A 12,540-nucleotide genomic window follows, 5' to 3' on the forward strand; every position below is an offset into this window, starting at 1 on the left:
TCACCTACTGTATGGATAACGTCTTCGTTTTAAGAAAACGCTTACTTCCGGGTATATTCTTCTCTTCAGCAACTGGCACAGGCGTATACAGTACGATCTCAGTTTGTTTTTTGTCGATAAACACCGGAACTAAAAGATTATCCTTAACTAAAAAGCACTGATGATCTGCAATGGACAGGTAGTATAAGTTGTTTTGTTTTTTATTGTAGCTGATCTTGAAAAAGTAGATTTTGTTTTTGTGCAACTGTAATTTAGGGTTAAAGAAAAAGTCTAGTTTGCCATTTGGATTTTCACTCACCTTAATTTCCACTACATCTTTAGGCTCAATTTCAGGATATGACGGATACTTTTTTCCGGCCTTTGGATACCAACTCAAATCATACCCATTAGCTAAACTATCCATATATTTATTGCAATCGACGATATTGTTCACTGAAATATTGAGCTCATTCAAGCTAGACGTTAATTCTTGGCGACTGGAATATACCGCCAGTAGCTTTGAATTAATATCAAACGCAAACCAACCTTTTTTTTGTTGCCCATCAATAATTACTTCGTCCCCATAGCCATAAATGAAGTTTTTAGAAACACCAAAGCGTGAAAGCATTACTGTATTAGCAATATCCAATTCAAGCAACCATGAACGGCTGTTATCCGTACTTCCGGCTTTATATGGTTTAATGATAGGGATGCATACATAATCCCAGTCTACGGAAATAGTATCGTAAAATTTATCTGTATGTTTTTTACTGTGTGAATTGCAGGCAAGAGTGCATGGCATGACAGCTATCATTAGTATCAGGAACTGAAAAAATTTAGGTCTACAAAGCATGGTCTAATGTATATAATTTTGACCACCATATGGAAAGGTTGCTTATTTATGTCCCTGCATAGTCTCCCTAATATTATTAAGTTAAAGTTTTGCCTGCTCCAGGGGAGCAAAAGCTTTGTAGAAAAACATAAATAATAATTTAGCGTGCCAGAGGTACGCCACATAATGGGCCGCACCTCTGGAGCGGAAAATATCCTGTTTGATTTTTCTACAAAGCTTAGACCTCTCTGAGGTCTTATTTCCTTAGCTTAATAACATTGGAAAGAGCCCTGTTGCGACAAAATTTTCAACATCATGTTTTCGCAGCCCTCACTACTTGCTGAGAAAAAATTTAACTTTAATTATTAATACAAGTAAGATGGATAATTCAAGAGTATACAGAATGTCTTTTGCCAGTGTATATCCGCATTATATCAAAAAAGCAGAGAGAAAAGGTCGCACGCAAGCTGAAGTGGATGAGATCATCTTTTGGCTAACAGGATATAATAAGCAAACACTGCAAAACCATATCGACGATAAAACTGACTTTGAAACCTTTTTTGCCCAGGCACAAATAAATTCAAATGTGTCAAAAATTACAGGTGTAATTTGCGGCTATCGTGTGGAGGAAATTGAGGACAAACTCATGCAAAAAATTCGTTATTTAGATAAGCTGATTGATGAATTAGCAAAAGGAAGGACTATGGATAAGATCTTAAGGAAGAATTGAAATAAAACAATTTGAATGGACAAATCAACGGAAGCTTCAGAAACGCTCTATCACGGTACTAAGGCAAATCTAAAAGATGGGGACCTTATTGAACCTGGTTTTAATTCAAACTATGGGCAAAGAAATAAGGCCAGGTTTGTTTACCTGACGGCCACCTTAGATGCTGCAACCTGGGGTGCAGAACTCGCTGCAGGCGAAGGACCTGGCAGAATCTATATAGTAGAACCAACCGGATTGTTTGAAGACGATCCCAATTTGACGGATAAGAAATTTCCGGGTAATCCCACCAGGTCATACCGCACTAAGAATCCGCTTCGGGTGATTGGTGAAGTCGTGGATTGGAAAGGACATCCCCCGGAACAGCTTAATGCGATGAAAGATCACCTGGAGAAACTTAAGCAACAGGGTATTGAGGCCATCGAGGACTAAAAAAAGGGAAATAAGGCAGGTAAATACTTAGTTATCTCGTCATTACCACTTTGCTAAAACTACGATGTTATAAGTTTGTAACAGCGATTGACTTATAATATTTCAAATGGATACATATACTTTCCATGTTAATACCTACGACCTGGCTCTCTTTGGTACGATCTTTATCGCGCTCACTTTTGTCCTGCTTTTATGGTTCACCCCAAAAATAAACCAGGCTGCAAACCGGCTTTTGGCCCTGGCAATGGTTACGATTGTTTTGTGGATAGCCCGGATATTGGGTATCGACATCGGGCTGTCAACTTATATTACTAATTGGAGCCGGCTACCGCTGCAATTTTCGCTTGCTCTTGGTCCCCTTATTTTTTTTTTCGTGCTTAAAATAACCCGGCCGGAATATAAATTCCGGTCTAAGGATCTGCTGCATTTTAGTCCGTTGCTGCTGGAATTGGGTGCCCAGGCATTGGAAGTTAGGGATAGTATAAATACCGGTGCAGCTACTTATGAAACGCCGGCCTTTAAGCAACTGAACCCGGTATTGCAACTGCTGGCGTTTGTTTCCGTGGTAATTTACCTTTACCTGGCTCACAGGCACATAGGAAGCTTTTACCAGCGGTTAAAATTTAATGGGGGTGACCGTTACCGCAACGAGTTACTATGGATTGATCGTTTGCTTACCGTATTCGGTATGCTATGGTTACTATGGATACCGTTTACAGCGGTTGACTATTTTTATTACCATGATAAATCAGGAGCACAGTATTATTTTCCTTTGTACCTTCTTTTCATATCCCTGATCATTTGGATTGCTGCGAAGAGTCATTTAAAAGCAGAAACTCCTGAGAAGACGGATACTACAGTAAAGCTATTATTACCGGCAGATCTGAAGCTAAAAGGATCCTGGTTAAAAATGGAAGTAAAGGAAAAAGGCCACTACCGGGATGCGGAGTTAAGCCTGAGCTCTCTTGCTGAAAAACTTGGATTGCATACCCATGAAGTATCCCGAATTATTAATACAGTTTTCAAAAAAAGCTTCAACGATTTTATCAATGAATACCGTGTTCGGGAGGTTGCCCTTAAAATGCAGAACCCATCCTATGATCATATCACGCTGCTTGGTATTGCTTACGAATCGGGCTTTAATTCACAAAGTAGTTTCCATCGTGTTTTTAAGCAATTTACAGGTGAAACCCCTTTGGAATATAAAAACCGTATTCAAAAAGTTCTCCCATCTTATAACTTGAGAGGTTTTACTCAGCATATGCCGCTAATATTGAGCCATGTAAACTCTCCGGGGTGGACACATGAAAAATTAACCGGCAGTCGTATGTTTAAAACTTATTTTAAAATTGCATTCCGCGGATTTTGGAGGCATAAGCTATTTACACTGATAAATATTATCGGTTTATCCATCGGTATAAGCGCTTTCCTGGTCATTTACCTTATTGTACACTACGATTTTACGTTTGATAAATTTCACAAGGACAGCGACCGGATTTACCGCGTTGTTATGAATATATCATCTCAGGGGCATAAAATTTATTCGAGTGGCGGACCTGGCCCACTGGCGGATGCGATTAAAAGACAGGCCACAGGAATAGAGAAAATTACGCCGGTATATTCACTGTCGCCTCATTTTGTCTATATCGATAAAGATAAAAACGCACAAAAACGGTTCAAAGATCCGGACAGGATAACACTTGTCGATCAGCAATATTTTAAAATTTTTAATTATGCATGGCTTGCCGGCTCGTCGCAACACGCGCTTGATGCGCCCGGCCTGGTAGTGTTAACATCCCAACAAGCCAGGCTTTACTTCCCATCGTTATCCTATCATGAAATGATTGGTAAAGTAGTTATATATGATACCCTTAAGACAACAGTCAGTGGTATAGTTGAAACGTTTACCGAAAATAGCGACTTTACCTTTCACGATTTTATTTCCTTTAGTACCGCCACAACTAATAAACATTTAGCTGATGATCTGCATATAAACAATTGGGGCAGGTTTTCTTCGGCATCAGAGGTTTTTGTAAAGCTGGCGCCTGGCGCCCCGTTACCCGGGGTTGTAAAACAGATCAATACCATTTTCAGGAAAAGTAATCCGCCGCGTGCCGAACAAAAAATGCCTGCACCCATCGTGGATCTGGCCTTGCAGCCATTGGATGATATTCACTTCAATCCCGACTACAATATTTTTAATTTCTCATGGCCAGCCAGCAAAACAACACTTTACGGATTATTGGCCAGCGCTATCTTTTTGTTGTTGCTGGCATGTATCAATTATGTGAATTTAACTACCGCCCAGGCAGCCCAAAGGGCAAAAGAAATTGGGATCCGCAAAACTTTGGGTAGCAGCCGGATGCAATTAGTTGTTCAGTTTTTAGGCGAAACATTTTTTATAACATTCTTTGCGGTTTGCATATCGGTGTTGCTTGCCCCAATTATTTTAAAAATGTTTGCCGACGTTGTATCCCCCGATATTCATGCGAATATGCTGCAGCCGGATATCATACTCTTCCTGCTGATATTAACTATTGTGATAAGTACTTTGTCGGGTTTTTATCCCGCAGTTGTGTTATCGGGCTACAAGCCGGCATCGGTGCTAAAAAACCAGGTGCAGGGCAATAGTAATAAAATGCGGAACGCGTGGCTCCGTAAGTCGCTCACGGTTTCGCAGTTTGTCGTAGCCCAATTTTTTATAATGGCTACCATTTTGGTAAGCCAACAAATTTATTACGCCTTGCATAAAAACCTCGGGTTTAAAAAGGATGCCATCCTGGTTATTAATACACCCTGGCAAACCAGTAAGGCCAGCACCAACCTGGTATTGCTGAACGATTTTAGGTTGATGCCGCAGGTTGCCCTTGTGGGTTTGGGTAATGACCCACCTTCGGCTGATGCATTTAACAGGACGCGTATGACTTATAACGATGGAAAAAAACAAATTACAACAGAAGAAATAATAGTTAAGTCTGGTGATGAAAACTACATCAAAATATATCAGCTAAAATTGCTTGCCGGCAGAAACATAACCGAAGCCGACACCGGGAAAGCCATCATCATTAACAATACTTACGCTAAGTTATTAGGGTTTACTAACCCCCATGAAGCTATCGGGAAGCAGTTGAGTTGGTTTGGTGGCCGAAATATTAGTATTATTGGCGTAGTTGCCGATTTTAATCAGCGGTCGCTGCATTCCACCATTTATCCATCAATCATAACATCAGGAAGTCCAATCCCCCGGCCAATGATGACCTTACATGTTAGTTTGAAACCTGAAACCGCAGGCGGTAGTGAGTGGAAAACCGCAATTACAAATATGGGAAAGGTTTGGAAGAAGGCTTATCCCGACGATGATTTCGATTGCCATTTTTATGATGACACGATAGCCAGATTTTACGACGAAGAACAACACACATCAACCCTGCTTACCTGGGCAACGGGTCTCTCGATATTGATTAGCTGCCTCGGGCTGTTAGGACTTGCCATTTACACCACCAATCAACGAACAAAGGAAATAGGCATACGCAAAGTATTTGGCGCAAGCGTTGCGCAAATAGTAACCCTGCTATCAACCGAACTGATATCGCTTATTTTATTGGCTTTTATCATAGTAACGCCGATTGCATGGTACGCCGTAAATAAATGGATGGAAAGCTTTGCTGACCACGTAGCTATTAGCTGGTGGGTATTCGTTATCAGCGGCGCAGGGATGCTGCTAACAGGATTATTTACCTTAAGTTTCCGAACCATTAGGGCTGGCATGGCGAACCCGGTGAAGAGTTTGCGAAATGAATAAATTTATATTGCCCGTATCCCGTATCAGTTAACATATTATTTGAAACCATATACGTTCCATATCACCCTTTATGACGCTGCATTCTTTGCAAAGATCTTAGTCGGGCCTAGGATTGCCGTTTTTTGTATAAAGATAAATAGTACGCATGTGATAAACTTTGACCTCTAATTTATTCAAAAAATTTATTTACTCCGATATTTTAAAGCCACGATCGTCTTTATGTCCCCGCAGGGTCTCTCCAAAATTCTATTAAGTTAGGGAGTTAAGACCTCAGAGAGGTCTAAGCTTTGTAGAAAAAGCAAAAATGAAGCTCCGTGCCAGAGGTACGGAACCTTAGGTAGCGTACCTCTGGCACGCAAGACAATTTATTTATGTTTTTCTACAAAGCGTTTGCTCTCCTGGAGCAGGCAAAAACCTTAATTTAACACCATTAGAGATTTCCCGAGGTTCCCTGCGCTTGAGATCGGTCTCCTACGGCATTCAGCCCTGTGATTATTGAAATATTACTTTTCGCCGCCCAATTCTTCGATAGTTCTTTTTGCCTTTTTTAAACGTATCTCCTTGTTTTTAGCAATAAGTTTTTCAGTAGCAAGCTTTTTAAGTTTGTGGTGCAGGGGTACCAGTAAGGCTGCTATAGCAACCAAAGCCAGTAGCATCAATGCCGGAGAATGATGAGTTAATTGCTCCAAAAATGGGTGAAATATTAAATTGATAAATTCAAAAAGAATCAATAGGGTAATCACCCCTAAAAACTCAATCCATTTTGAATTGGTGATAAAACTCCGGCTTAGTAATAAAAACAGGGTTGTAAAAATGAAAAGTCCGACAGCGATCAATGCATATTGGATATTTTCTTTTCGTTCCTGAGCAGCCAGTTTTTTCTCGGATGCGACCTCCCGCTGCCGCAATTGTTCGTTAAATTCCAGGTTTTGTAACCGGGTGATCTTATCAAGGCTGAATACGCTATCTCTTATACCGATCATTAACTGTTGGTATTTAAAAGCGCTGTCAATATTGTGTCTTTCGTTATACAGTTTTGACAGCAGGGTACTTGCGGCCAGTTGCTGAACAAGGTAATGGTATTTTTTATCCATTAACAGACCCTTTGTTGCATAGTAAATAGCTGAGTCACGCTGATGATACCGGTCAAAATGTTCTGCAAATTCAAAATAAGACCTTGCAAGCAATCTGTGTTGATTTATTGCTGAATTTAGTTGAAAAGCCAGCCTGAAATAATCATCAGCCAGTTTTTCTTTACCCATTTTTGAATAAATGATGCCCATTTCAGCATGGATACCCCCGCCTGTCACATTTTTATTATGATGCTTACTCATAATTATTGCCATGGATTCCTGCACATAGATAAAGGCAGAATCTAATATGCCGAGTTGCTCGTAAGCTTTTCCTTTGTCAATGATGGCGGCAAGTAATAGACCATTATCAGGCAGGTGCCTGGCCAAAGCTTCAGACTTTGAATAATAATATATAGCTCGTCTGAAATTGCCTTCGTTCCTGTTAACAGCCGCTAATCCGTTGTAAATTTCGGCTACCAATATGGGGTCGCCAATAGTTTCTGCTTTGGCCAGTGCTTTAAAATAGGTCTCCTGGGCATCAGGATAATTTCCGGCATACCACAATTGGCCGGCCAGGAGAGCTAAAGCATCCACTTCAAAATCCGCCGGATAAATATTTCTATTTTTTATGCTTAGCAGCACTACCCGCTGCGCATAATATACCATTGAATCGGGATTAACATCCTGGTAGCTGGAGCTTTGATCGGCTAAAATCTGCATCCTGTCACTGTCTGTTTTAGCGGCAGCCAGCTTTTGTTTCAAATCTGCGGTGGTGGCTATCTGTGCATAAGCGGCAAATACACCAAACGAAAAAATAATTGTAAATACATGTTTGATCTTTAGTACAGACATGGTTCGAATTACGTAAAAGCAGTGCATTTTCCGTTGCTTTATTATGAGGTATTATTTTGATGTAATGATCATTGTGATGTATAAAGATAAAGGTTATCAGTGACTTATGTTTTGTCTTGCATTTTATTTCTTGCTTTATTGAACTTTCGGAAACAGCTTGATTTCTTTGTCAAGGCAAAAATAACAGTATTCTCCGCGGCTACCGAGCGAGCCAATGCTGTTACTACCACCAGGCAAACTCACAGCCCGCACACCCAATTGCCACGCCAATTTCACATTTATGTTAACCCAATGAGCAAATGACCCTGTGTTGACAGGTAAAATGAGCATTTGGCCTGTTTTGTATATAGATTTGTTACATTGAATATCGAAACTCAATGAAAAACATGTACAAAAAACTAACCTTATTATTACTGCTGATAGTAAATGTTGCTTTAGCGCAGGGCGACGAAAACTGGGTGTTAAAAACCAATAACGATGGCGTAAAGATTTTTACCCGTAAAGTAGCCAATTCAAGCATTAAGGCCATAAAGGTGGAGTGCTCTTTTGATGCCACTCCTTCACAGTTGGTAGCGGTATTATTGGATGTAAAAAACAGTGAGGATTGGTTGTATCATACCTCATCAAACTATATTGTAAAGCAGGTGTCACCATCGGAGTTATATTATTACTCGGTTGTAGAAGTGCCCTGGCCGGTACAAAACCGCGATTTTATTGCCCACATCAAGGTATCGCAGGATACCGAAACCAAGGTAATTACCATTGATGCCCCTTGCGTGGCCGATATGGTGCCCGTGAAACCTAAAACAGTACGTGTTGCCGATTCAAAAGGCAAATGGGTGATTACCCCTATAAGCAAGCACCAGGTAAAAATTGTATATACGCTGCATGCCGATCCGGGAGGTAGTATTCCCGCATGGTTAAGCAATATGTTTGTAACACAAGGTCCGGCAGAAAGCTTTAAAAAGCTAAAGCTGCAATTACAAAAGCCGGCCTATAAAAATGTAAAGCTTGCTTTTATAGCAGAATAATTGCTGATTGTAAATGTTTATTTCGCTGTGGTGGTAAGGCATGTAATGTGGCGTGCCGCTGGCACGCAAAAAATATTATTTTGTTTTGAGCTACAAAGCTTTGGCTCCTCTGGAGCGTGCGAATCTCAGCTCAATAATATTTAAGAGTAGTTAGTTGTCCTTTGTCCGGCATCCCTCATCCTTGTTTCATCTAACGAAAACCCTCGTGAATAAAATAACTTTTGGTAACGGTGCGCATACGGCTTTTGAGCATAACGTTGAGTTTAAGGGTAGTTTTCCCGTTTCTTAGCAGGCCATCTTTTATAATCAACAATGCCTTTTTTACAAATAGCAGTTGATTTTTTTCGCCCTGCACGTAGGCAAAGGCAGTAAAATAATAATCCTCATTAAAGCGCGTAAGATCAATAGTGAGGCCGGTATGCAGATTGAGCCTAAACAGCTGCCTGGCGTTTTTGCCAGTAATGTTTTCGTTGGTTTTGGGGTTACTCATAACCCAATCTACCAGCCCGGCCTCTAAAACCGGGAAAATCTCGTTTAAATAAGCTTCGGCCATGGCTATTCAAACAGGAACAGTTTCAACTCTTTTGTACATAGGCTGCTGCACCGGGGTATGGTTTGCAAATAGTATTCTGTTTTAAGTACCCTGGTAAAAAAATAATCAACCGCGGCCTTAAAATGATCAATATTTACATCCGCGCTTATGGGTAGGTTTTGGGTATCAATAGCCTCAAAAAGGTAGCTGCTATCTTTCACAAACACACCATCTTCAACGTACAACGTAGCCTCCAGCAAAGCCGAATTAGTTTCCTGCAGCGGCTTCCGGTTTTTTTTAACACTCATTTTAAACGGGTTATGCAACCGCTCTACAATGGTTAACCCGTCCTCTACCGTTATTGTGTACTCTTCCATTTGCCTTTGTATTTAATAAAACAAAATTGCTAATAAAATTAGCAAAATAGCAAATGGAAAGAAAGTTTATTTTCCACAAAATGAAAACGGATTTTGGTTTTATTTCAGTTTCTCAATTCTATATATGGTCGTTGCCTGCGACAAAAACTACTGATCATTTTGCCTGAATACCCTGATGGTTTTTAAATACCTGCCGTTGTAATAGGAGTTAAAAGGCGTTTCGGTTACGCCCTGGGCCTTGCCGGATGTGGAATGTAAAAAAGTGAGCGTTTTACCTGCGCTTACTTTTAAGATACCCATATGCCCCGGCACCCGCAGCGCGCTGTCGAGGCCGGTGAAAAGCACCAGGTCGCCGGTTTTGGCCTGGGCAATGGGAATCTGCCGGTTTACATATGTAAAATCAACCGAGCGCCGGGGTACAGCAATATTGAAATGGTTAAAAACATAGGTAATATAGCCAGAGCAATCAAAGCCACGGGCAGGATCAGTAGAGGCATACAGGTAAGGGATACCCTGCAGGCTTTGGGCAAATGCAATTAGTTGAGCCGGTGTTGTACTCCCGGTAACTACTCGGGTTACAAAACCGGCGCTGTCGGGTGGCGGGGGCGACAGGGTATCACGGCGTAATCCGCTCGCCGAACCAATCACCAACGCCTCTTTGCCACAACCATGGCAGCCGCTCAATGCCACAGCAACAATAAATAACAAAGCCAGGTACCGCATACAGGGTACTACATGCTTATGGCTTTAAATGTTTCTGCTTTCAGTTTTTATATAGATTGGGGTGGTAATCCATCAATAAAAGCGTATAACTTTTGTATTCGCCCATCCTTAAGCACTACCACATCCTGCCCTGTGACAGTATCTGGTTTATCCGGAGGCCCAAAATGCCAAAATATGCTGGCAATATGGTGGTGACTATTCACTGCACCCGCAGGCGTAAATACAAATCCCGGATTTTTGCTTTGCAGTTCATCAATAAAATGGTCAAGCTCCCGGGCGCCGGCAAAGAGTGAAAACGGGTCAATAAATTCCACATCGTTGGTGTAAATTTCCGCTATGCCGCTTTTGCGTTTTTCCGCATCGGTTTCGCTCCATATTTCCAAATGCTTTTTAAGCAATTGTTCTGCTGTCAGGGTTGCCATTGTATTATTTGTTTATTTGGTGTGCATCAAAATGAGCAAATGGCGTATATACTGTCGGTTCGCGTGTAACGCCCAGGTCTGCCAGGGTTTTTTCAAAAGCCACAGTTTCGGGTTTCTTCATCTGGATATTTAAAAAATCTTCCATGCTATAATTCCATGTTTCGTAAACCAGGAATTCTTCTGGTTTTTCAAGCCCTTCATGAAGGGTCGCATTTACAAAGGTGGATTCTTTGCTTATGACGTGGAAAAGATCAGTTATAACCCTTTTAAATTCATCTTTAGTTTCGGGAGTGGCCGTAAACTTTATGGATAATGTGAGCAGTTTCATTTTTTTGTTTTTATGAGCTGATAGATGCCCGGTTAATTGATGACATAAAGGTACAGTAGCAAAAAAAGACTGAGATTGATTGAATGTAAAAATTGAACTGATTTAAATGGTGGGCATCCTCATAGCGAGAATGCTGACATTGACTTAAACCAGATACTATTGTCCCTAATATCTTCGGCAAAAACATAAATTGCTGATTTTAATTTTTTTATCCAATATAATTATAGATATTTTCATCTTGATTCCTCCATCGTATTTTAATGAGTGAAGCTCTCCGATTATTAGCTGTTGAACGATTTGTAAATTATAATTTACAGCTCGACAACGAATTACAACAGCTCACCTTAATGGCATCCGAAATTTGCGAAACACCGGTTGCTTTGATTACGCTTATTGATAAGGATAAGCAATGGCTGAAAGTAAGACTCGGCACCGATGAAACAGTTCTTCCGCGGGAATTTTCGTTTTGCAGCCATGCTATTGAGCACGACCGGATTATGATAGTGCCCGATATGCTGAATGATGTTCGCTTTGTTGATAATCCGCTGGTTGTTAACGATCCCAATATTCGGTTTTATGCAGGGGCGCCATTGATTTCACGTGATGGATTTCGTCTGGGAACACTGTGCGTAGTTGACATGCAACCGCATGAGTTAAACAAATATCAACAGTTGATGCTTGAAATACTTTCAAGGCAGGCTATCAACATTATGGAGCTTAAGGTAAGCCGCGATTTACTCAGCAAACATGCGGCGGAGGTAGCAGAACAGAGAAGAATAATTGAACATGCCGAAACCAGGTTGCGGTCGTTTTTTGAAAGCTCTTCCAGCTTTCATGTTCTGTTGGGTGCCAGGGGCGAAGTGCTGGACTTTAATAAAACAGCCTATAATTTTCTTAAACGAATTCATAATGCCGAAATAAATATTGGTTGCCAGATGATCAGTTTCATAGATATGGGGTTTAAGAACGCGTTTTTAAAAAAGTATAATTTAGCCTTATCCGGAAAAAAATCTGTAGCAGAAGGTAAAACAGACTATCATAAGCACGGCTTAATTTACTGGGAAGCAACTTTTGAACCGGCAAAAAACAATGATGATAAAATTATAGGTGTATCCTATTTAATACAAAATGTTACCGAGCGAAAACTACAGGAATTGAAGATCATAGATCAAAATGAATCATTAATAAATATAGCCTATATTCAGGCACATGAGTACCGTGGGCCGCTAACGTCCATAATGGGCATGGTGAACGTAATTAAAGATGAATCTTATAACTTACCCGATGAAGTAATAAGTTTATTAGACGGTGCCGCAAATAAACTTGACAGAAAAATAAACGAAGTGATTAATACTGTTAATAAGATAGTTGAGACGGGTAATTAATTTGCTTCGTTTATAGTCAGTAGGGTAATTTTAAAAAGAATACTG

General features: G+C 40.5%; 12 protein-coding genes. 5 read left to right on the plus strand and 7 right to left on the minus strand.

Features of this window, described 5'->3' with window-relative positions:
* Positions 1-4 precede the first annotated feature (4 nt).
* Entirely contained in the window at positions 5-781 is a 777-nt protein-coding gene (locus tag Q0R88_RS03390; protein WP_295712258.1) for a hypothetical protein, read from the minus strand.
* Between the two features lie 409 nt (positions 782-1,190).
* Between Q0R88_RS03390 and Q0R88_RS03395 the strand changes: the two genes are divergently transcribed.
* From Q0R88_RS03395 to Q0R88_RS03405, 3 genes are all read left to right on the plus strand, one after another.
* Positions 1,191-1,541: a DUF2200 domain-containing protein gene (locus tag Q0R88_RS03395; RefSeq protein WP_295712261.1), complete on the plus strand. Its 351-nt coding sequence runs from the start codon at positions 1,191-1,193 to the stop codon at positions 1,539-1,541.
* A gap of 15 nt (positions 1,542-1,556) precedes the next feature.
* The gene (arr, locus tag Q0R88_RS03400; RefSeq protein ID WP_295712263.1) at positions 1,557-1,970 is read left to right on the plus strand and encodes an NAD(+)--rifampin ADP-ribosyltransferase; all 414 of its coding nucleotides are present in this window, start codon (positions 1,557-1,559) and stop codon (positions 1,968-1,970) included.
* A gap of 106 nt (positions 1,971-2,076) precedes the next feature.
* The gene (locus tag Q0R88_RS03405; protein WP_295712266.1) at positions 2,077-5,772 is read left to right on the plus strand and encodes an ABC transporter permease; all 3,696 of its coding nucleotides are present in this window, start codon (positions 2,077-2,079) and stop codon (positions 5,770-5,772) included.
* Positions 5,773-6,275: 503 nt separating this feature from the next.
* On the opposite strand, the gene Q0R88_RS03410 is transcribed toward Q0R88_RS03405, so the two are convergent.
* Complete coding sequence (locus Q0R88_RS03410; RefSeq protein ID WP_295712269.1) at positions 6,276-7,697, minus strand: tetratricopeptide repeat protein; 1,422 nt, start codon at positions 7,695-7,697, stop codon at positions 6,276-6,278.
* Between the two features lie 386 nt (positions 7,698-8,083).
* Here Q0R88_RS03410 and Q0R88_RS03415 point away from each other — a divergent pair, with 386 nt between their 5' ends.
* Positions 8,084-8,728, plus strand: a complete 645-nt coding sequence (locus Q0R88_RS03415; RefSeq protein ID WP_295712273.1) for an START domain-containing protein — start codon at positions 8,084-8,086, stop codon at positions 8,726-8,728.
* A 190-nt stretch (positions 8,729-8,918) separates the two neighbouring features.
* Here Q0R88_RS03415 and Q0R88_RS03420 read toward each other — a convergent pair whose 3' ends face one another.
* From Q0R88_RS03420 to Q0R88_RS03440, 5 genes are all read right to left on the minus strand, one after another.
* Positions 8,919-9,281: a hypothetical protein gene (locus Q0R88_RS03420; protein ID WP_295712276.1), complete on the minus strand. Its 363-nt coding sequence runs from the start codon at positions 9,279-9,281 to the stop codon at positions 8,919-8,921.
* 2 nt (positions 9,282-9,283) lie between these two features.
* Positions 9,284-9,637, minus strand: coding sequence for a hypothetical protein (locus Q0R88_RS03425; RefSeq protein ID WP_295712277.1), 354 nt, complete (start codon positions 9,635-9,637; stop codon positions 9,284-9,286).
* Between the two features lie 147 nt (positions 9,638-9,784).
* Entirely contained in the window at positions 9,785-10,360 is a 576-nt protein-coding gene (locus Q0R88_RS03430) for an NlpC/P60 family protein (protein WP_295712280.1), read from the minus strand.
* Between the two features lie 47 nt (positions 10,361-10,407).
* On the minus strand, positions 10,408-10,782 hold the full coding sequence (locus Q0R88_RS03435) for a nuclear transport factor 2 family protein (RefSeq protein ID WP_295712283.1): 375 nt from the start codon (positions 10,780-10,782) through the stop codon (positions 10,408-10,410).
* 4 nt (positions 10,783-10,786) lie between these two features.
* Entirely contained in the window at positions 10,787-11,110 is a 324-nt protein-coding gene (locus Q0R88_RS03440; RefSeq protein WP_295712286.1) for an antibiotic biosynthesis monooxygenase, read from the minus strand.
* Between the two features lie 260 nt (positions 11,111-11,370).
* On the opposite strand from Q0R88_RS03440, the gene Q0R88_RS03445 reads away from it, so the two are divergent.
* The gene (locus tag Q0R88_RS03445) at positions 11,371-12,495 is read left to right on the plus strand and encodes a GAF domain-containing protein (protein WP_295712289.1); all 1,125 of its coding nucleotides are present in this window, start codon (positions 11,371-11,373) and stop codon (positions 12,493-12,495) included.
* Positions 12,496-12,540: the final 45 nt, after the last annotated feature.

It is taken from the genome of Mucilaginibacter sp., assembly GCF_025362475.1.
Classification (GTDB): Bacteria; Bacteroidota; Bacteroidia; order Sphingobacteriales; family Sphingobacteriaceae; genus Mucilaginibacter.